Below are 20,521 nucleotides of genomic sequence, written 5' to 3' on the forward strand. Positions count from 1 at the left end.
AGGGTTCCCCGCGGCAGGCCTGGAAGCCGCGTCGGACAAGGAATACACGGCAGGCAGAGGTCTGTTACCGGATATGAAAAACGGGTTTTCCGCAGGCCTCGCCGCCGTCGCTATACTGCCCGGCCGATCCGGAGGACCCCATGAGCCTGTTGCGCGATGCCTGGCGCCACGCCCCGACCCACCACAGGGTCTGGGCGCTGGCCGGGCCGATGATTCTGTCGAACGTTTCCGTTCCCCTGGTGCACCTGGTGGACAGCACGGTGGTCGGCCACCTGCCGCACGCCTACCAGCTCGGCGCGGTAGCCGTGGGCGGCAGCCTGTACACCCTGATGGTCGGCGTGCTCGGCTTCCTGCGCATGGGCACCACCGGCTTCGCCGCCCAGGCCGCCGGCCGCGACGATGGCGGCGCGCTGCGCCTGATCCTCGCCCAGGGCCTGGGCATGGCGCTGCTCCTGGCCCTGCTGCTCGGCGCGCTGGCCCTGCCCCTGAGCGGCTGGGCCCTGCAACTGATGCAACCGTCGGCGGAACTGACCGGCGAGGCCCGCGCCTTCTTCCATACCCGCCTGCTCGGCCTGCCGGCGGCCCTGGCCAGCTACGCACTGGTCGGCTGGTTCCTCGGCACGCAGAACGCACGGGCGCCATTGGCGATCCTGTTGACCACCAACCTGAGCAACATCGCCCTGGTGCTCTGGTTCGTCCACGGCCTCGACTGGGGCGTGCAAGGCGCGGCCCGCGCCTCGGTGCTGGCGGAATGGAGCGGCGCCCTGCTCGGCCTGGCCCTGACCCGCCGCGACCTGGCCCGGCGCCCCGGGCGGGCGCAGTGGCAACGCCTGCGCCACTGGCTGTCCTGGCTGCCGCTGCTGATGGTCAACCGGGATATCTTCATCCGCAGCCTGGCCCTGCAACTGGTGTTTTTCCTGCTCACCGTACAGGGCACCCGCCTCGGCGACGCCACGGTAGCCGCCAACGCCCTGCTGCTCAACGGCCTGCTCCTGACGTCCTACGCCCTCGACGGTCTCGCCCACGCGGTGGAGGCGCTCTGCGGCCACGCCATCGGCGCCCGCGACCGAGCCGCCCTGCGCCGCGCGCTGGTGGTAGCCGGTGGTTGGTCGCTGCTGGCAAGCCTGGCGTTCGCCGCGCTGTTCGCCTTGTTCGGCCACCTGTTCATCGACCTGCAGAGCGACATCGCCGGCGTCCGCGAAGTCGCCTACGCCTATCTGCCGTACCTGGCCTGCCTGCCGCTGCTGGGGATGTGGAGCTATCTGCTCGACGGCCTGTTCATCGGCGCCACCCGCGCCCGCGAGATGCGTAACGCGATGCTCGTCGCGGTGGCCGCCAGCCTGCCCCTCGGCTGGCTGTTGCAGGGGCTGGGCAACCACGGGCTATGGCTGGCGTTCCTCGCCTTCATGCTGCTGCGCGGGCTGGTCCTGGCCGCCTACGGCTGGCGCCTGACCCGCCGCGATGGCTGGTTCGCCGCTCAGGGCGCCGACAGCGGACGATAGGCGAGCATCAGCGGGACGTCGGCAGCGTGCGCGACCTGTACCAGTTCGCTGGCCAGGCGCCCACCGGGAAACACCAGCACCAGGTCCGGCGCGGCCTCGCCGAGGACGGCCTCGCCATACTCGCGCAGGGCGTTGTCGCTGCCACTGCGCTCCGGATAATCGTAGGCGCGCGAATCCGCGCCACGCTCGCGGCACCAGCGCTCGGCCTCGTCCGGCAGGCCGCTGCCGGCATGCAGCAGGTGGCCGAGCAGCGCCACCGGTTGCAGGCCGTGGCACTGGTCGAGCGCCAGGCGCAGGCGTTCGGCGTCCTTGAAATGGCGTCCGGCGCAGATCAGGAGGCGCATGCCGATCCCTCCCCTTGCCCTGGCTCGTCCGGCCGCTTCGCCATCGGATCGATGCCGCTGCGTTCGAGCAGCGGATAGGCCAGGGCGGTGACATGATGGTGGATGCGTCGGTAGTCGCGGAGAATGCGCTGGAACACGTCACCGGACTCCACCCAGGCACCGCGATCGTCGCGCAGGCGACGGAAGCGCTCGCGACTGGCATCGGCCTCCAGTCGCTGCAGCAACTTCTTGCGCGCCACCAGGCGCAGCGCGGCGTCCAGGTCTTCGCGAAGGAACGCGCTGATCGCCAGGTGCAGGCTCTCCTCGATCGCCGCCTGCAACGGCAGCATGCGGCCCAGCTCGAACTCGCTGCCGGCGCGACTGCGCCCGGCCCAGCGCATCGCCAGGGGCAGCAGGCTGTTGGCGACGAGATCGCCGATGTGCTCGATGTTGATGGCGAACAGAAGGATTTCCTGGGCACGATCGGCGTCGCTGTCGCCGAGGCCGTCCTGGCCGAGGTCTGCCAGGTAGGCGCGGATCGCCGCACTCAACTGGTCGAGGGCCTGGTCCTGGCGACGGATTTCCGCCGCCACCTTCGCCTCCGGTCGCTGCAACAGGCCGCTGGTGGCGCGCAGCATCAGACTGGCCATGTCGGCCAGCCGCAGGACTTCGCGAGTAGCGTTGGCCAGGCCGATGTTGGCCACCTCCAGCCCGGCTTCGTCGAGGTAGCGCGGCATGCCCGGCTCGTCGGACTGTGCCTCTTCCGGCAACAGGCGCGCGAGCAGCGCCGCAAGGGGTCCGGTGAAGCCGATCGCCAGCAGTGCCAGGGCCAGGTTGAAAGCACTGTGGAACCAGACCGCCGCCGCACCGCCGAGTGCGTTGGCCGCTTGCGCCAGCGCCGTCAGCCAGGGCAGCACCAGCAGGCAACCGAGCAGGCGCACCAGCAGGTTGCCCAACGGCAGGCGCCGCGCCACCCGGCTACCGGCCACCCCCAGCGCCGGCAAGGCGCCGCCGAGGTTGGCACCGAGCACCAGGGCCAGGGCGATGGGCAGCGAGACCAGTCCGGCCTGGGCCAGGGACGCCACCAGCAGTACCACCGCGACACTGGAATGGCAGGCCCAGGTCAGCAGCGCGGCGAGCAGCAGGGCGATCAGCGGATCGCCTTCGAGGCCGTGGATCACCGCGACAAAGGCTGGCGAGGCCTCGATCTGCTGCAGGGAATGGCCGAGCAACGCCAGCGCCAGAAGCATCAGGCCGAGTCCGATCAGGCACTGGCCAAGGCTCTCCAGGCGTGGACCGTCGCCCAGGCGGAACAGCAGCAGGCCGGACAGCAGGGCCAGCGGCGCCAGCAACGAGGTGTCGAAACTGAGCAGTTGCACCACCAGGGTGGTGCCGACGTTGGCGCCGAGCATCACTGCCAGCGCCGGCGCCAGGCCAAGGGTGCCACTGGCAGTGAAGGACGCTGCCATCAGGCTGGTGGCGGTGCTGCTCTGCAGCAGGCCGGTGATGCCGAGCCCGGCGAGCAGGGCCAGCCAGCGGTTGCCCAGGTGGCGGCCGAGCCAGTTGCGCAGCACAGTGCCGAAACCGCGCAGCACGCCGCTGGAGACCATGTGCGTGCCCCACAACAGGAGGGCCACGGCACCGGCCAGGTTGATCAGGAGGATGGTTCCCAGCATGGCGGAACTCCCGGTTCGGAATGGATCGTGAAGGGAACGGGCTCATTGACCCATGGCCAGCCTGAGCGAGGCACGGTTGAGCGTGCTCGAGCAGTCCAGCAGGTATTTCACTTCGACCTGGCTCAGGCGGCCGCTGGCATATGCGCGCACGCTGACCACCATCAGCAGGTGCGCGGCCTTCGCCAGCAGCCGTGCTGCCAGGCCACAGAGCGCGCGGCGAGACGCGCCCAGGCATTTGCGTACGACGTTCATGGCTGCTTCCTCGGTGGAGGAGCGCGCCGCAGCGCGGCACGCCCTTGGGCTCAGAAACGCAAGGTCGCTCCCGAGACCAGCCATCGCTCGCGCTCGCCGCGCAGGTGGCCGCCGACCAGCAGATCGAGGTCCAGCCGTTCGCCCAGGTGCAGCCGCGGTCCGGCCTGCCAGCCGCTGTCGCCGGCCGACTCGCCGAAGCGTTCGGCGATCAGGGTCAACGGCTGGCCGACGCGGTATTCCATGCCCACGCCCCAGTTCCAGCGATGCCGGCGCTCGCCCTCGGCGTAGGCATGCCCCAGGCCGACCCCGGCGTTCAGGCGCAGGGCCTCGAACGGCTGGTAGCTCAGCGGCAGGTTGAAGCCGGCGCCTTCGAAGGCGTGCCGGCGGTCCAGGTAGAGATCCGCCGAGAGCGCGAAGGCCAACGCCAGGCCGAGGTCGTCGCGGGCCAGCAGCGGTGTCTTCAGCTCGGGGCTGAGGCGGCTGTGCCGATCGCCTGCGTCGCCCTCGCGCACCAGCGCCGCGCCGAGCTGCACCGATGGTAGGGCGGAGAAGGTGCAGGCTGGCGACAGCACCGACTGGTAGCGGTTGCCGTGGTGGCGTTCGCGCTGGTGCCAGGCGTCCAGGTTGCATTCGCCGACGGGGTCGATCTCGCCGTCGTCGACCCGGTAGGCGCCGCCCGCGGCGCGAGCCTCGGACAGCAGCGCCAGCAGCAGGACGCAGGCTAGCGCGGCGGCGACGAAGCCCAGGCGCCAGGACAGGGCGCGTCGCAGCGCGGCCGGCAGCGGTTGGAAAAGGGGCGCCCGCGGGCGCCGGTCGTGCAGGGTCATGATGCGTCTCTCCATGCGTGGGTCCGGTGTGCGTTGCGCGGCGCGGCGAGGCTTGCCGACGCGCCGGGAAAGGCCGGGACGAAGCCCGGCCGATCGCTCAGAACCACTGGCCGAAGCGGCGGATGTAGAGGGTCTTCATGGTCTGCGCGGTGACGCAGTAGCAGAGCAGCGTGCCCACCAGCCAGGGGAAGTACTCCCACGGCAGCGGCTGCAGGCCGACCATCGCCCCCAGCGGCGAGAACGGCACGTAGATGCCCAGCGCCATCACCAGCCCGGTCATCAGCATCACCGGCAGCGCCGCGGTGCTCTGGATGAAGGGAATCTTCTGGGTACGCAGCATGTGCACCACCAGGGTCTGCGAGAGCAGGCCCTCGATGAACCAGCCGGACTGGAACAGCGACTGCATTTCCGGGCTGTTGGCGGCGAACACGAACCACATCAGCGCGTAGGTGGTGATGTCGAAGATCGACGAGGTCGGGCCGATCCAGACCATGAAGCGGCCGATGTTCTTCGAGTCCCACTTGCGCGGCTTGGCGAGGAACTCCTTGTCCATCTTGTCCCACGGCAGCGACAGCTGGGAGATGTCGTACATCAGGTTCTGCAGCAGCAGGTGGATCGCCAGCATCGGCAGGAAGGGGATGAAGGCGCTGGCCACCAGTACCGAGAACACGTTGCCGAAGTTGGAGCTGGCAGTCATGTTCAGGTACTTCATGATGTTGCCGAAGGTCTCGCGGCCCTTGATAACGCCCTCCTCCAGGACCATCAGGCTTTTTTCCAGGAGGATGATGTCGGCCGATTCCTTGGCGATGTCGGTGCCGCTGTCCACCGAGATGCCGACATCGGCATCTCGCAGCGCGGGGGCGTCGTTGATGCCGTCGCCGAGGAAGCCAACGGTGTGTCCGTTGCCCTGCAGGGCCTTGAGCACCCGCGACTTCTGCAGCGGCGTCAGCTTGGCGAACACCGTGCGCTCCTCGGCCAGGCGTTGCAGGGTGGCATCGTCCATCAGGTCGATGTCGCGACCGAGCAGCGGCTCGCCGACGTCCAGGCCGACCTCGCGGCAGATCTTCGCGCTGACCACCGGGTTGTCGCCGGTGAGCACCTTCACCGCCACGCCGTTCTCGCGCAACGCGGCGATGGCCGGGCCGGCGGTTTCCTTCGGTGGATCGAGGAAGGTCAGCAGGCCGGCGATCACCAGGTCGCGCTCGTCGCTGGCGCCGTACTGGGCCTGGGACTCCGTGCGCGAGAGGCTGCGGGTGCCGAGCAGGAGCACGCGGAAGCCGTCGCGGTTGTATTGCTCGGCCAGCGCCAGCAGGGCCCGGCGGCGTTCCTCGTCGAGCGGCAGGTCGACACCGTCCTGGTGCACGCGGGTGGCGATCTCGAGCATTTCCTCGACCGCGCCCTTGCACACCAGCAGGTGTTCGCCGTCCTTGCCCTCGAGGATCACCGAGAGACGCCGACGGACGAAATCGAAGGGCAGTTCGTCGACCTTGCGCCAGGCATCCGACGGCGTGATGCGCGGGTTCTGTTCGACGAAGGCGACCACCGCGCGGTCCATCAGGTTCTTCATCCCGGACTGGTGGAAGCTGTTCAGCCAGGCCATTTGCAGGACCCGGTCGCAGCGCCGGCCGGCAACGTCGACGTGATGCTCGAGGATGATCCGGTCCTGGGTCAGGGTGCCGGTCTTGTCGGTGCAGAGCACGTCCATGGCGCCGAAGTTCTGGATCGCGTTGAGGCGCTTGACCACCACCTTGCGCCGCGACATCGCCACCGCGCCCTTGGCCAGGTTGGCGCTGACGATCATCGGCAGCATTTCCGGGGTCAGGCCGACCGCCACGGCGAGAGCGAACATGAACGCCTCGGTCCAGTCGCCCTTGGTGAAACCGTTGATCAGCAGCACGATCGGCACCATCACCAGCATGAAGCGGATCAGCAGCCAACTGACGCTGTTCACCCCACGGTCGAAGGCGGTCTGCGCCCGCGAACCGACGATGGAACGGGCCAGCGAACCGAAATAGGTGCGCGCACCGGTGGCAACCACCACCGCGGTGGCCGTGCCGCTGACCACGTTGGTGCCCATGAAGCAGATGTTCGGCAGTTCGAGCAGGTCCTGCTGGTCGGCGGCGATCCGCTTGGCGGACTTCTCGCGGACCGCGCCGAGGGTGTCGTATTTCTCCACCGGCAGCGCCTCGCCGGTGAGTACGGCCTGGCTGATGAACAGGTCGCGCGATTCGATCAGGCGGATGTCGGCGGGGATCATGTCGCCGGCGGACAGGCGCACGATGTCGCCGACCACCAGTTCGCCCATGGGGATTTCCCGCAGCTCGCCGCGCATCCCGCGCTCGTCGCGGCGCAGCACGGTGGCGGTGTTCCGCACCATGGCCTTGAGCGCCTCGGCGGCCTTGCCCGAACGGTATTCCTGCCAGAAGCGCATCAGGCCGCTGACCAGGACCATGCAGAGGACGATGATGACGCCGGTGAGATCGGTTTCCTCACCGTCCTGCAGGGGCAGCCAGAAGTCGGTGAAGAAGCTGATCGCAGAGAGCGTCATCAGCACGTAGATGAAGGGGTTGTTGAACGCCTGCAGCAGTTGCACCAGGACGTGTGGCGGACGGTCGTGGGCCACTTCGTTGGGGCCGTCGGCGTGCAGCCGGGCGGCGGCCTCGGCCTGGTCGAGGCCGTCCTGGCGACCGCGGACATTGGTGAGGGTGGTTTCCAGGCTGTTCTGCGCTTCGCGGGCGGCGCGCATGGACAGTCGGTCGTTGCGGCGCTCGGTGTCGAGCTGGGTATTGCGTTGGGTCGCTACGCTCATGACTCGGTCTCCTGTCGCGAGCTGCGCGACGGCGACACGAGTCGGTTGCCGGTCAGGTGACAGGCAAAGGCGTGCCGGGTCGCGATGTTCGCGATCGGTGGGAAGAATGTTCGGCTTGTCCGGGTGAGGCCCACTGCGCGCGGCCGCTCAGGCGGCACGCAGCAGGCCGACTTGGTGGTTCGTCCATGGCAGGCTCCTTGTGCGAAGGGTTAGGCAGGAGAAAGCGTCAGCCGCGCATCGGGCGGCGACCGCTCTCAGGGTTCTCTTCGACCTGCGTCTCCAGGCGGCGATACTCCAGGCGACCGCCGGCCGGGTCGACACGCCAGGCGAGGCTCGCAGGATGGCCGTGGCCGGGAAGGATCGCGCCGGGGGACTGCGCGGCGCGCACGCGCATCTTCGCCACGAAGGCGGATACGCCGGGGGATACCGAATTCTCGAAGTTCATGACTCACCTGTACCCGGCGTGCCGGACACGGGTGAGAAGCAGTGGGTCAGCCCAGGATGCCGCTCAACCGACCGACCCGTTGCGGGTTCCGTCGTGCGTTGGTTTGGGTCATCGCACCAGCCGGCATCTGCTGGGCCGGGCGACGACTACTGGGAATACTGTCCATGGCTCTCTTCGTAGGGGGAAAGAAAGTGCCCGGCTCTGCGGGCGGGGGTTTTATAGACCTCTTGCCAGACGAGGTCAACCGAAAAAGCCGTTTCGTTCAGGCTTCTATGGAACATCGGAAAATTCCCGCAGGAGTCCGGCGAAAAGACACCGGCCAAAAGCGCTCAGGCGGAGATCAGTCCCGCCAGCCGTCGCGCCAGCGCCGGCACTTCGGAGGCCGGGTCGAGGCGCAGGCGAAAACGGGTCTGCAGGATGTCCAGCAGTTCCTCGACGTCGCGCAGTTGGCGCTGCAGCGTCTCGCCGTTGCCGGCGCGCTGGCCGAACAGCCCGTCGGCCAGGGTCAGGCGCAGGTCGCCCTCGGTTATGGCGGCCTTCAGGCCCTGGCGGAACACGCTGTGCGGGTGGGTCGAGGTGTACCAGTTGCGCGGGATGTAATCGATCCACAACTGCGGGCGCAGGTCGAAGCGGTACAGCGGCAGCCAGCCGCTGCGACCGCGCACGGCGCTTTCGTAGAGACCGGCGTGCGGGTCGACCAGGCGCACGCAATGCACCTGTCCGGCGTCCGCCTCGTCGCCCGGCAAAGGCAGTGCTCGCGGCGGATTGGCCGAGCCGAAGCCGACATCCACCAGGAACTCGCCCTCCGCCAGGTACAGACGCAGCATCAGATGCGATTGCTGGGTCAGCGGCGCGTCCTCCGGGAGCCCCCAGCGTACCCGTGCCACCAGCAGTTCCAGCTCGTAGCCGAGGGCCAGCAGCAGGCGGGCGAACAGCGAGTTGAGTTCGAAGCAATAACCACCGCGGCTGCCCTCGACGACCTTGGCGAAAACCTTGTCGGCGTCGATCTCGATGGGACGGTCGAGCAGCACGTCGAGGTTCTCGAAGGCGACCCGGCGCAGATGCGCGTCGATCAGTCGGTCGAGACTCGCCAGACTCGGCGGACCGGGATCGTCGATGCCGATATGGTGCAGGTAGGCATGGGTCTGCTCGGGCGTCAGCGGGGTCATGGCGGGCTCCGGAAAATGGCCAGCTCGATTCTAGACGCATTCTCGGGGAATACCGGAAGCGCCGTCAGGCACATTGGCCCGGGGTCTGCTTGACTGTGCCCATCCCACCCCGAGGAGCGCCGCCATGGCCCAGGCAATCGTCGCCTACCTGCACTACCTGTCGATCTTCCTGCTGTTCGCCCTGCTGGTGTTGCAGCACCGCCTGCTGCGCCTGCCGCTGGACCTGGAGCGCGCCCGCAGCCTGGCGGCGATCGACCGCGGCTACGGCCTCTGCGCCCTGGCGGTACTGGCCAGCGGGCTGGCGCGGGTGCTGTGGTACGGCAAGGGCCTCGACTATTACCTGCACAATGGTCTGTTCCACGCCAAGGTCGGGCTATTCGTCCTCGCGGCCCTGGTCTCGCTGTTGCCGACCGTTACCTTCCTTGGCTGGCGCGGCGCCCTCAAGGCCGGCGAAGTGCCGGCGGTGACGCCGGCCCGGGGCCGGCGGGTGGTCCTGGCGGTGCGCCTGCAACTGCTCCTGCTGCTGGTCATTCCGTTGCTGGCTACGCTGATGGCGCGCGGCTTCGGCATGCGCGGCTGAGCCCTCAGTTCTGCATGGCCCGGCCATGCACGTCCATCGCCGCCTGGCGCAGCGCCTCGGAGCGGGTCGGATGCGGATGGCAGGTCAGCGCGAGGTCCTCCGCCGAAGCGCTGAACTCCATGGCCACGCAGGCTTCGCCGATCATCTCGCTGACGCCCGGCCCGATCATGTGCACGCCGAGCACCTGGTCGCTGCGGGCATCGGAGAGGATCTTGATGAAGCCTTCGCTCTCGTGGTTGATCTTCGCCCGGCTGTTGGCGCTGAACGGGAAGCGTCCGACCTTGTACTCGCGCCTCGCCGCCTGCAGCTGCTCCTCGCCGAGGCCGACGCTGGCCACTTCCGGCTGGGTGTAGATGACCGACGGAATCACCTCGGCGTTCATCTCCGCCGCATGCCCGGCGATCCGCTCGATGCAGACGATCGCCTCTTCCTCGGCCTTGTGCGCCAGCATCGGTCCCGAGGTCACGTCGCCGATCACCCAGACGCCCGGCGCCGCGCTGCGCTGTCCCTGGTTCTCCAGCATGCCGCGACGATCGCTGGCCAGGCCGACCGTCTCCAGCCCCAGTCCTTCGGTATAGGGGCGCCGGCCGATGGCCACCAGCACGTAGTCCGCCTGCAGCGATTCCGTAGCGCCGCCGGCGGCCGGTTGCAGGTCGAGTTCGACGCCCTGCTCGCCACTGCGCGCGGCGACCACGCGGGTGCCGAGGCGAAACCGCATGCCCTGGCGGGTCAGGGCGCGCTGCAGGGTCCTTGCGGTTTCCCCATCCAGCCCCGGGCAGATCCGCTCGAGGTACTCCAGCACCGTGACCTGTGCGCCCAGCCGGCGCCAGACCGAACCAAGCTCCAGGCCGATCACGCCGGCGCCGATCACCACCAGGTGGCGAGGCACTTCGACCAACTCCAGGGCGCCGGTGGAGTCGAGGATGCGCTGGTTGTCCACAGGCACGCCGGGCAGCGGCGCCGGTTCCGAACCGGTGGCGATGACGATGTCGCGCGCCTCCAGTTGCGCGTGGCCGCCGTCGGCAAGGGCCACGCCGACCCGGCCCTCGCCTTGCAAGCGCGCCCAGCCCTTGATCCACTGCACCTTGTGCTTGCGGAAGAGGAATTCGACGCCACGGGTCAGGGCGGCGACGCTCTCGTCCTTCTGCTTCATCATCTGCGCCAGGTCCAGTTCCGGGCTGACCCGGATGCCGAGCCGGGCGAACTCGCCGCCGCTCGCCGCGGCGTATAGCTCCGAGGCGTGCAACAGGGCCTTGGACGGCATGCAGCCGACGTTCAGGCAAGTCCCGCCGAGGGTTTCGCGACCCTCCACGCAGGCCACCTTCAGGCCCAGCTGGCCGGCGCGAATGGCAGCGTTGTAGCCCCCCGGACCGGCGCCGATCACGATCACGTCATAGCTTTCCATCATCCTGCTCCTCGGTTGTCCCGCCACGGCCCCTCAGCGTAGGCGACGCCGGCGCAAATAGAGGAAACGCCGCGTAGAGGGACCGAAAGCGATTGTATTTCGCTCGTCATGCAAAGCTTATATGATGACCGTAATTTTCCTGCAACCCTTTCCCACCACGACAGGAGCACTACCATGGAACAGCCCGGCCGCGAAGATCGCCTGAACGCCTGGATCGCCACCGAGCGGGCCGCCCGCGCCCGCCTCGGCGCCAGCGGAACCCTGGAGCTGGCGCAAGTCGCCGCGCTCTCCCCGCAGGAGTTCTTCGACCGCATCGGCAGCGGCCAACTGCCCTGTCCGCCCTACGGCGAACTGGTCGACTTCGTTCCCATCGAGTGGTCCGAAGGGCGCTTCCTGTTCCAGGGCACCCCGGACCGCCGCCACTACAATCCGCTGGGTAGCGTGCACGGCGGCTACGCCGCGTCGCTGCTGGACTCCTGCATGGGCTGCGCGATCCATACCCGGCTCCAGGCCGGCCAGGGCTATACCACCACCGACCTGCGGATCAGCTACCTGCGCGCGCTGACCGACAAGGTCGGCCCGGTGCGCGCCGAAGGCCGGGTGGTGCACCTCGGCCGCTCGACGGCGGTCGCCGAGGGCCGGTTGTACGATGTCGACGACCGTCTCTACGCCGTCGGCTCGACCACCTGCCTGGTCCTGCACATGGCCGGATGAACGCGGCTTCGCCAGGGAAGGCCGCCAGGCGTTAAGATGACGACCTGCATTCCAAGGTATCGAAGCCATGCGTTATCCCGAAGACCACAAGCAGAAGACCCGCCGGCGTATCGTCGAGGAGGCTGCCCGGCTGTTCCGCCAGGACGGCGTCGGCGCCACCGGGCTGCAACCGCTGATGAAGGCCCTGGGCCTGACCCATGGCGGCTTCTACGCGCACTTCAAGTCCAAGGACGACCTGGTGGAAACCGCGTTGCGGCATGCCGCGGCGCAACTCGACGAAATCACCGCGCCCCTGGCGGAGGCGGAACGACCGCTGGCGCTGCTGATAGAGCAGTACCTGTCGCCGCGTCACCGCGATAACCCCGGCGCCGGCTGCCCGTTGCCGACCCTGTCGGCGGAACTCGGCCAGCGCGGCACGCCGAGCCCGACCACCGACAGCATCGTGCGCAAGCGCCTGGCGATGATCGAAGCGTCCCTGGAGGGCGAGGACGCAGGCGAGCGCGCCGTGCTGCTGCTCGCTTCGCTGGTCGGCGCGCTGCAACTGTCGCGCAGCGTGCAGGATGAGGCGCTGTCGCAACGGATACTGGAAGCGACGCGCAAGAAGCTGCTGGAGCAGATGGAGCGCTAGGGCCTCAGCCGAGGTAGCGCTCGGCCGGCCGCTGCCGCGACAGATTGGGCGCGAGCCTGGCCCGCGCCGTCATCAGCGCCTGCCAATCGGCCGCATCCGGCAACGACGGGATGGTCACCGCTTCACGCCGATCGAAACCGACCAGCGCCGCCTCCACCAGGTCCTCGACCTCCATCACCATCTCCGCGGGAATCCCGGCGATTCCGGTGCCGCTGCGCTCCCAGATCTCGGTACGGGTGACGCCGGGCAGCACCGCCTGGACGTAAACGCCGCTGCCGGCCAGCTCGTGCTGCAGCGACTGGCTCAGGCTCAGCACGTAGGCCTTGGTCGCGCTATAGACGGCATTGAACAACTCCGGCGCCAGCGCCACCACCGAACCAAGGTTGACGATGGCGCCGCCGCCACGCCGGCGGAACCCCTCCGCCGCGCCGGCAGCCAGGCGGGTCAGGGCCACCACGTTGAGGGCGATCATCCGCTCCGCCCGGTCCATGTCGGCATCGGCCAGCGGACCGTTCATCGCCACGCCGGCGTTGTTCACCAGCAACGCGATCGAGGCGTCGTCGCGCAACCGTCGCTCGACCCGCAACCTATCGTCGCGCTCGGACAGGTCGGCGCGCAGGATCTCCACCCTGACCCCGTGGGCTTGGCGAAGTCGATCCGCCAGGGCTTCCAGGCGTTGCCGGTCGCGCGCCACCAGCAACAGGTCGTGGCCACGGCGGGCCAAGTGCTCGGCGTAGGTCGCGCCGATTCCGGAAGAGGCGCCGGTGACCAGGGCGACGCCATTGCCAATCTGTTCGTTCATGTGGGTTCTCGCTGGAAAAAAGCCTGACCGCTGACAGCGGCTGTTTATATTACACATCTAATATTATGACCATAATTAAAACCGTCAAGCCTTTATCCGTTCCAACGAGCAGGGAGGGATGAGGAAAACCTTCATGCAACCGTCACGGAAAACGCCAATAAAAGGTCAGGACCCACACCACCCCGACATGCCCTACCATGGCGTTGTCCATCGCGGGAGGATCATGCGTCATGTATCACGGTGAAAGACTCAATGCCTGGACCCACCTGATCGGTGCGGTCGCCGCCTGTACCGGCGCCGTCTGGCTGACGGTCCAGGCGAGCCTCAACGGCAGTCCGTGGAAGATCGTCGGGGTCGGCGTCTACGGCGTCACCCTGACGCTGCTCTACAGCATCTCGACCGCCTACCACAGCGTGCGCGGGCGAGCGAAGGTGGTGATGCGCAAGCTCGACCACCTGTCCATCTACCTGCTGATCGCCGGCAGCTACACGCCTTTCTGCCTGGTCACGCTGCGCGGTCCCTGGGGCTGGACGCTGTTCGGCATCGTCTGGGGCCTGGCCGTGCTCGGCATGCTCCAGGAGATCAAGCCACGCTCCGAGGCGCGGGTGCTGTCGGTGGTGATCTACGCGGTGATGGGCTGGATCGTGCTGATCGCGGTGAAACCGCTGCTCGCCGCCCTCGGCAGCGCCGGCTTCACCTGGCTGGCGGCCGGCGGCGTGCTCTATACCGTAGGGATCGTCTTCTATGCCTATGACCACCGCTTCCGCCACTGGCATGGCATCTGGCACCTGTTCGTGATCGCCGGCAGCCTCCTCCACTTCGTGGCGATCTGGCGCTACGTACTCTAGGCGCGGTCCGGCGCGAAGCAGCGGGGAGCCGGTCGCGCCGGAGGCTCAGCCCTTCTTCGTCCGCGACAGCGCGATGCACGCCACCACGATCAGCACGCCGCCGGCGATGGTCAGCGCGTCCGGCACCTCGCTCCAGAACAGCCAGCCCCAGCCGGCGTTGAAGACGATGCCGATATAGCGGGTCACCGCAACGATGGTCGCGCTCTCGTGACTGAAGGCGCGGGTTAGGAACACCTGGCCGAGCAGCGATACCACCCCGATGGCCAGCAGCAGCCCCCACTCACGCAGCGTCGCCGGCACCACGAAATCGTTCCACATCAGCGGGATGGCCACCAGGGTGGCCACCGCCAGGAAGTAGAAGACGATCTCGTAGGTATGGTGCCGCGCGCTCAGTTGGCGGATCGCCACCGAGGCACCGGCGGCGAACACCGCGCTGAGCAGGCCGACCACGGCGTATACCGAGTAGCTGGAATAGCTGAACGGCTTGACGATCATCAGCGCGCCGAGCACCACCACCAGCAACAGCCAATAGACCGCACGGGGAATCCGCTCGCCGAGGAACAGCGCGGAGAAGAGGATGACGAAGAACGGCGACATGTGCGCCAGGATGCTCGCGTCCGCCAGCGGGATGTGGGCGATGGCGTAGAAATAGCAGACCAGGTACAGCGCCCCCATCACCCCGCGCACCAGCAGCATCGGCACGCCCTGGCGCGACAGCGCGACACCGGCCTGGCGCATCAGCAGGTAGATCAGCAGGGTACCGATGGCGCTGCGGAAGAACACGATCTCGGCAGCCGGCAGGGTGGCGCTGGCTTCCTTGACCAGGGCGTTCATCACGCTGAAGGTGAAGGACGCCAGCACCGCCAGCAGCACCCCGCTCTTCAGCAGGTCGAGCACCACTGGCGATAGATGGCGTCCGCCGCCGGACGGCTGTCGATCGGATACAGGCTTGGATGGCACTGGCTCGCTCCTTGGCAATCGATGAATCGGGACACGGCGTTCTCGTAGCTCGCCAGCAGGCTGCGCGCCTGCGGCATGGCCAGGTCGAAGTGGGCGGCCAGCGCGACGATCAGCGCCAGCTTGCGATAGTCCTCCAGCGGCACCCGCGGGAGCCGCCAGAGTCCATCCTCGTCGCGACTGACGCGGCGGAACGGCACGGCGGAAAAGTCGAAGTGGCGACCCTGCTCGTCGGCCGGAGAGAACGGATCGACCAGCAACGCCGCGTAGCGCACGAACAGCAGGTATTCCTGGCGCTCGGCGCCGGCCTCGGCGAAGCCGTCGATGGCCGCGCGCGGCAGCATCGTCTCGTGCACCGGGTAGTTGTCGTCGTTGAGGAACCGCAGCAGGTTCAACGGCTCGGCGCCCATCCGCCGCAACAGTTCGCTCAGCTCGCACCACAGCCGCCGCATGGCGCCGATGGCCCCGGGGGTGATAGGTCCCTCCGGGTAGAGCTTGTACATGAAACCGGGCGGCCCCTGCTCGGAAAGTATCCGGGCGAGGGCGAACTCGCCGAGAAAGAACGGACTGTGCACGTAGGTGGTGACGTTGCGGCCCTCCGCCGCTTCCGGCGTCGCCAGGGGTACTACCTCAACCCCGCTGCCGGCCAGGACTCGCCGCCAGGTCTCCCGCGCCGGGCAGTCCGGCCGGCTGGAGCCCAGGTAGACCCTGCGCTTGACCGCCTTGGTCAGGGCCCGCAGCGGTTGTGTCTCGTCGATCACCTTGGTCGCCGCGTAGTAGCTGGACAGACTCAGCACGGTCGCCTGGCACCCCGCCGGCAGGGCGCTGCGCACCAGCAGGTTGGCGCCGATGAAGGCGGACACCAGCAGCAGCGTGCGCACCCCGCCGAGTCGCTCCCAGGGCAACCCGCGGACCACGTCCAGGTAACTGTCGGCCGGCACGCAGAGCACCAGGGTCTGCCAATCGTCGCGAAGCTCAGCGGGGTCCTGGTGGAAGACGTCCAACGCGGCATTGCCGGACAGCCAGCGATGCTGCCCCTGCCCTTCCAATTGCAGGCAGGCGCCGCGCGCCAGGGCCTCGGCGATCCGCTGGCTGCGCCGGCCGGGATGGTTCAGCGCGCCGAGGCGACCGGCACCGTGGCGGCGCAGGTCCAGCGCGACCTGGATCGCCACCGCGCCCAGACCGACCAGCAGGACGTTGCCCAGGCTCTCATCAGCGGCGTTCATCGACCGGCCTTCTCCAGGATCAGGGTGTCGTACAGCGGCTGGCTGACCCGCTCCGCGCAAACCTGCCAGCCCTCCAGTTCGGCCGGCTCAACCGGGTAGTTGAACAGTCCCTTGATGCCGCTGCCGTGACGCAGCAGGACCTTGGCGTCGGCGCGCATGACCTGGCGGATCTGCGCCAGTACCGCGCTTTTCTGCTGCACCAGCGAAGCGATCAGGAAATGCGTGGCATCGCGGGAAAACGCCAGTTCCGCCGGCGGCAGCGAGGAAAACTGCATGCGCGCCTCCAGCCCCTGGCAGCGGGCGATCTCGCGGGCATAGCCCAGGGCCTCCTCGTCGATGTCCAGGCAGCACAAATGTGCGCCGACCTCCCGCGCCAGCACCAGGGCCGAGGTCGGCAGGGCACCGGAGCCGACGAACAGGACCCGTGCATCGGCATCTATCCCGGCGCTGTCGAGTTCGCCGCGGATGGATTCCAGCAGGCTACCCAGGTAGCGGCCCATCTCGCCAGGTTCATGCAGCACGCCCTGGCAAAGGTGCTTCTCCAGTTCGCAGAGGGCCTGCACCGCCGCGTCGCGCAGGCGCAGGCCGAGCGCCTGCAATGCAGGATCGTCCGAATCGGCCTGCCACTGTGCCCGGCTGCAATCCTCCCCGATCAGTCCGCTCAGACGGTCGAGCTTGCGCCTGAGGATCTCGTAGCAGCCGCAACACTCGCGGGCATAGACGGTGAGCAGGCGAATCTCGCATTCCAGTTCGCGGAGGGTTTCCAGCAGCGGTGTGCGTCCTTGCATGGCATGGCTTCCTGGCGGCGGTAGAGGGCTCAGTAGTTCAGGGTCAGGCTCATGGTCAGGTTGCGCGGCTCGCCGGGGGCGACCCAGACGTTGTTATAGGAACGCTCGTAGTAGCGACGATCGAAGAGGTTGTTGACGTTCACCCCGAGGGTCGCATTGCTCGCCAGCGGATAGTGCGCGAGCAGGTCGACGGTGGTGTAGGCCGGCAGTTCGAAGCCGCTGTCGCTGCTGTCGCCGGCGCGCTCGCCGACATAGTTGACCGCCGCGCCGGCGTCGGCGCCGTGCAGCCAGCCTTCGCGGAACTCGTAGACGCCCATCAGGCTGCCGCTGTGCTTCGGCACGTTGAGCAGGCGGCTGCCACGGGCGATGTTCTCGTCCTTGGTCACTTCGGCGTCGATATAGGCGTAGGCGCCGATCAGCCGCAACTGCTCGGTGAGTTGGCCGCTGAACTGCAGGTCGAAGCCCTGGCTGCGCGCCTCGCCGGCGGTCTGCTGGTAACCGGGATTGCTCGGGTCGGCGGTGAGCACGTTCTTCTTTTTCAGGTGGAACGCGGCGAGGGTCATGCCCAGCCGGCCATCGAGCAGGTCAAGCTTCACCCCCGCCTCGTAGCCGCGCCCCTCCTCCGGGTCGAAGGCCTTGCCGGCCATGTCGGTACCGCCATTGGGCTTGAAGGATTTCGAGGCGTTGGCGAACAGGCCGACCTCCGGGGTCGCCTGGTACAGCACGCCGATGCGCGGGGTGGCGGCACGCTGGGTCTGCTGCGAGCTGGTGTCGCGGAAGCGGCCATTGTTCAGGCGCGTGGCGTTCATGTCCTGGCGGTAGCGGTCGAAGCGCACGCCGAGCAGGCCGCGCCATTTCTCGCTGAACTCGATCTGGTCCTGCAGGTTGAGCGCCATCGCGTCGACTTCCTCGTGGTTGCGGTCGTCGCGTCCGAAGGGTGGTTTCGGCTGGCCGTAGATCGGCCGGCGGATGTCGATGGCATAGGGGTTGCGCGACGGGATGCTACGCAGGATCAGTTCGTCGTTGTGGTAGCGCTCGTACTCCAGGCCCATCAGCAACTGGTGGCGGATCGAGCCGGTATGGAGGTCGCCGAGCAGGTCGAGCTGGGTGATGCTGTCGTGCCACTCGAAGTCGCGGTAGCGGTACTCCCGGCGCAAGGTGTAGCCGTCGGCGGCGAGGCTGGAGTTCTCCGAGGCGTAGCCGTCCAGGTGACCATGCTTGTAGTGGCTGGCCAGGCGCAGGCTCCACTGCTCGTTGAAGTGATGGCGCAGGGTGGCCTGGAGGGTTTCGTTGTTGTTGTCGATCTTGCCGTCGTCCGGCTCGCCGAAGAACCGCGAGCGCGGCAGGCTGCCCAGGTGGTTGTGCGGCGCCACGGTGCCGCGGTCGAAGACCTGGCGGTTGCGCACCACCTCGGCTTCCACCAGCAACGAGGTGTCCGGGTCCAGTTGCCAGCTGAACGATGGCGCCACCAGCAGGCGCTGGCCCTCGGCGTAGTCGCGGAAGCCCTTGCTGTCCTCCACCGCCAGGTTCATCCGGTAGAGCAGGTCGCCCTCTTCGTCCAGCGGCGTGTTCAGGTCCAGGGTCGAGCGGTAGCGGTCCCAACTGCCGGCGCTGGCATGCAAGCGGGCGAAGCGCTCGGCCTGGGGCTTCTTGGTCACCAGGTTCACCGTGCCGCCGGGATCGCCGCGCCCGTACAGGCTGGAGGCCGGTCCCTTGAGGATTTCCACGCGCTCGATGGTGGCGCTGTCCGGGGCGTTCATATAGCCGCGGTTGGCGCTGAAGCCGTCGCGGTAGAACTCCGAAGTGGTGAAGCCACGGACGTTGTACTCGAACATCGTCAGGCCGCCGAAGTTGTTCTGCCGCGAGACCCCGCCGGCGAAGTCCAGCGCCCGTTCGATACGAGCGCTGTCAAGGTCGTCGAGCACCTGGCGCGGCACCACGCTGATGGCTTGCGGGATGTCCTCGATACGGGTGTCGGTGCGCGTCGCGCTGGCCGACCGATTGGCCCGGTAGCCCTGCACCGGGCCCTCCGCGCGCTCCGCTTCGGCGGTGACAGTGAGGACCTCCAGCTCCGCGGGACTTTCCGTTTCCGCCCAGAGCGCCGGACTGCTGCAACCGAGGCCGACACCGAGGACAAGCGACACACTGACTCTCATGGGAAATCGCACCAGAAAAGAAATGATATACTATAACGCTACCAGTTCGATTCCGGCCTCGCAATACAATGCCCGGCTCTATCTCGCTTCTCGCCGCCAGGCTGTGATACTCATCCCTCTTTTCCGACGACCAGCCCAGCCATGCCCAACTCCATCTCCAATTCCTCCCGCCTGCACAGCATCGACGCCCTGCGCGGCCTGGTGATGCTGTTCATGCTGCTCGACCATGTCCGCGAGACCTTTTTCCTGCACCGCCAGGTCGGCGACCCGATGGACGTCGCCAGCACCGAGCCGGCGCTGTTCCTCAGCCGCACCCTGGCGCACCTGTGCGCGCCGGTGTTCGTCTTCCTCACCGGCCTGTCGGCATTCCTCTACGGCGAGAAGCACCAGGGACGCCGGGCGGTCTCGGCGTTCCTGTTCAAGCGCGGGTTGTTCCTGGTGGCGCTGGAACTGACCCTGGTGAACTTCGCCTGGACCTTCCAGTTGCCGCCGACGGTGATTTACCTCCAGGTGATCTGGGCGATCGGCCTGAGCATGCTCGCCCTGGCCGCTCTGCTTTGGTTGCCGCGCCCTCTGCTCGCGGCGCTCGGCGTGCTGCTGGTGGCCGGCCACAACCTGCTCGATCCGCTGCATTTCGCTCCCGGCTCGGCCTGGCACCTGCCGTGGGCGGTGCTCCACGACCGCGGCTGGATCGAAGCGGGCGACGCCCTGCGCCTGCGCACCTCCTACCCCCTGCTGCCGTGGATCGGTGTGATCGCCCTGGGCTATGCCGCAGGCAACTGGTTCAGCGGCGCCACGCCGGCAACCACGCGCCGACGCTACCTGCTGGCGGGCGGTGGCGGGCTGCTGCTCGGCTTCATCCTGCTGCGCCTGCTCAACGGCTATGGCGAGAAACCCTGGGCCTTCGGCGAGACGCCGGCGATCACCCTGATGGGCTTCTTCAACGTCACCAAGTATCCGCCGTCGCTGCTGTTCCTCGCCCTCACCCTGGGAATCGGCCTGCTGCTCCTGGCCTGGTTCGAACGCCTGGACTGGAACGGTCGCGGCAAGGCCCTGGTGGCGTTCGGCGGAGCGCCGATGTTCTTCTACCTGCTGCATCTCTACCTACTGAAGCTGCTGTACCTGCTGGCGCTGGCGATCTGGGGCGCCAACCGGGGCGACTACTTCGGTTTCTCCTCGGTGCCGGCGCTATGGCTGTGCAGCATCCTGCTGGCCGTGGCGCTGTACCCGGCGGTGCACTGGTTCGCCGGTTTCAAGGCGCGGCGGCGGGATATCGCCTGGTTGAAGTACTTCTGAGGCGCGGAGCATCCAGGAGCCGCTGAAAAAGTCCGGCCCTTCCCCCACGGGTAGGACGAATGACGCGAAGCGTTATCCGCCGGACACAGCAGGCAACCACGCCGACGTCCACCGCCGG

19 protein-coding genes are annotated in these 20,521 nt (G+C 67.9%); 6 read left to right on the forward strand and 13 right to left on the reverse strand.

All coding sequences use genetic code 11. The features are described from left to right. Positions 1-140 precede the first annotated feature (140 nt). The gene (locus tag VQ065_RS27520) at positions 141-1,502 is read left to right on the forward strand and encodes an MATE family efflux transporter (RefSeq protein ID WP_003095327.1); all 1,362 of its coding nucleotides are present in this window, start codon (positions 141-143) and stop codon (positions 1,500-1,502) included. Here the strand turns inward: VQ065_RS27520 and VQ065_RS27525 are convergent. The 7 genes from VQ065_RS27525 to VQ065_RS27555 form a co-directional block, all read right to left on the reverse strand. Next, on the reverse strand, positions 1,478-1,846 hold the full coding sequence (locus VQ065_RS27525) for an SLOG family protein (RefSeq protein ID WP_003095328.1): 369 nt from the start codon (positions 1,844-1,846) through the stop codon (positions 1,478-1,480). The two genes, VQ065_RS27520 and VQ065_RS27525, sit on opposite strands and share 25 nt — an antisense overlap. Continuing rightward, positions 1,834-3,501, reverse strand: a complete 1,668-nt coding sequence (locus VQ065_RS27530) for a Na/Pi cotransporter family protein (RefSeq protein WP_003095329.1) — start codon at positions 3,499-3,501, stop codon at positions 1,834-1,836. The genes VQ065_RS27525 and VQ065_RS27530 overlap by 13 nt, the downstream gene beginning before the upstream one ends. A gap of 42 nt (positions 3,502-3,543) precedes the next feature. Continuing rightward, the gene (locus VQ065_RS27535; RefSeq protein ID WP_003095331.1) at positions 3,544-3,753 is read right to left on the reverse strand and encodes a hypothetical protein; all 210 of its coding nucleotides are present in this window, start codon (positions 3,751-3,753) and stop codon (positions 3,544-3,546) included. 50 nt (positions 3,754-3,803) lie between these two features. Then, the gene (locus VQ065_RS27540) at positions 3,804-4,580 is read right to left on the reverse strand and encodes a hypothetical protein (RefSeq protein ID WP_003095332.1); all 777 of its coding nucleotides are present in this window, start codon (positions 4,578-4,580) and stop codon (positions 3,804-3,806) included. A 97-nt stretch (positions 4,581-4,677) separates the two neighbouring features. Next, positions 4,678-7,389, reverse strand: a complete 2,712-nt coding sequence (gene mgtA, locus VQ065_RS27545; protein WP_003095335.1) for a magnesium-translocating P-type ATPase — start codon at positions 7,387-7,389, stop codon at positions 4,678-4,680. A gap of 226 nt (positions 7,390-7,615) precedes the next feature. Further along, on the reverse strand, positions 7,616-7,834 hold the full coding sequence (locus VQ065_RS27550) for a hypothetical protein (RefSeq protein ID WP_003095337.1): 219 nt from the start codon (positions 7,832-7,834) through the stop codon (positions 7,616-7,618). A 329-nt stretch (positions 7,835-8,163) separates the two neighbouring features. Further along, a complete protein-coding gene (locus tag VQ065_RS27555) occupies positions 8,164-9,003 on the reverse strand; it encodes an arylamine N-acetyltransferase family protein (protein WP_003095340.1) in 840 nt (279 codons plus the stop codon). Positions 9,004-9,127: 124 nt separating this feature from the next. Here VQ065_RS27555 and VQ065_RS27560 point away from each other — a divergent pair, with 124 nt between their 5' ends. After that, a complete protein-coding gene (locus VQ065_RS27560) occupies positions 9,128-9,583 on the forward strand; it encodes a DUF2214 family protein (RefSeq protein WP_003095342.1) in 456 nt (151 codons plus the stop codon). A gap of 4 nt (positions 9,584-9,587) precedes the next feature. Here VQ065_RS27560 and lpdA read toward each other — a convergent pair whose 3' ends face one another. Beyond that, positions 9,588-10,991 (reverse strand): dihydrolipoyl dehydrogenase, encoded by a 1,404-nt coding sequence (lpdA, locus tag VQ065_RS27565; RefSeq protein ID WP_003095344.1) that lies wholly within the window; start codon positions 10,989-10,991, stop codon positions 9,588-9,590. A 171-nt stretch (positions 10,992-11,162) separates the two neighbouring features. Here lpdA and VQ065_RS27570 point away from each other — a divergent pair, with 171 nt between their 5' ends. After that, entirely contained in the window at positions 11,163-11,702 is a 540-nt protein-coding gene (locus tag VQ065_RS27570) for a PaaI family thioesterase (protein WP_003095346.1), read from the forward strand. A 67-nt stretch (positions 11,703-11,769) separates the two neighbouring features. Then, a complete protein-coding gene (locus VQ065_RS27575; protein WP_003095348.1) occupies positions 11,770-12,330 on the forward strand; it encodes a TetR/AcrR family transcriptional regulator in 561 nt (186 codons plus the stop codon). A 4-nt stretch (positions 12,331-12,334) separates the two neighbouring features. On the opposite strand, the gene VQ065_RS27580 is transcribed toward VQ065_RS27575, so the two are convergent. After that, entirely contained in the window at positions 12,335-13,132 is a 798-nt protein-coding gene (locus VQ065_RS27580) for an SDR family NAD(P)-dependent oxidoreductase (RefSeq protein ID WP_003095350.1), read from the reverse strand. A gap of 230 nt (positions 13,133-13,362) precedes the next feature. Here VQ065_RS27580 and trhA point away from each other — a divergent pair, with 230 nt between their 5' ends. After that, entirely contained in the window at positions 13,363-13,980 is a 618-nt protein-coding gene (trhA, locus tag VQ065_RS27585; RefSeq protein WP_003095352.1) for a PAQR family membrane homeostasis protein TrhA, read from the forward strand. 45 nt (positions 13,981-14,025) lie between these two features. On the opposite strand, the gene cntI is transcribed toward trhA, so the two are convergent. The 4 genes from cntI to cntO are packed head-to-tail and all read right to left on the reverse strand — an operon-like array spanning position 14,026 to position 19,107. Further along, complete coding sequence (cntI, locus tag VQ065_RS27590; RefSeq protein ID WP_003104336.1) at positions 14,026-14,880, reverse strand: pseudopaline transport inner membrane protein CntI; 855 nt, start codon at positions 14,878-14,880, stop codon at positions 14,026-14,028. Next, entirely contained in the window at positions 14,862-16,163 is a 1,302-nt protein-coding gene (cntM, locus tag VQ065_RS27595) for a pseudopaline biosynthesis dehydrogenase CntM (RefSeq protein WP_003095356.1), read from the reverse strand. Before cntM ends, cntI begins: the two co-directional genes overlap by 19 nt. Continuing rightward, positions 16,160-16,951, reverse strand: a complete 792-nt coding sequence (gene cntL / locus VQ065_RS27600; RefSeq protein WP_003095359.1) for a pseudopaline biosynthesis protein CntL — start codon at positions 16,949-16,951, stop codon at positions 16,160-16,162. Before cntL ends, cntM begins: the two co-directional genes overlap by 4 nt. A gap of 29 nt (positions 16,952-16,980) precedes the next feature. Beyond that, on the reverse strand, positions 16,981-19,107 hold the full coding sequence (gene cntO, locus VQ065_RS27605; RefSeq protein ID WP_023098855.1) for a pseudopaline transport outer membrane protein CntO: 2,127 nt from the start codon (positions 19,105-19,107) through the stop codon (positions 16,981-16,983). Between the two features lie 141 nt (positions 19,108-19,248). Between cntO and VQ065_RS27610 the strand changes: the two genes are divergently transcribed. After that, positions 19,249-20,403 (forward strand): DUF1624 domain-containing protein, encoded by a 1,155-nt coding sequence (locus tag VQ065_RS27610; RefSeq protein ID WP_003095363.1) that lies wholly within the window; start codon positions 19,249-19,251, stop codon positions 20,401-20,403. Positions 20,404-20,521 lie beyond the last annotated feature (118 nt).

The organism is Pseudomonas sp. KBN10P06128, from assembly GCF_037574945.1.
Lineage (GTDB): Bacteria > Pseudomonadota > Gammaproteobacteria > Pseudomonadales > Pseudomonadaceae > Pseudomonas > Pseudomonas aeruginosa.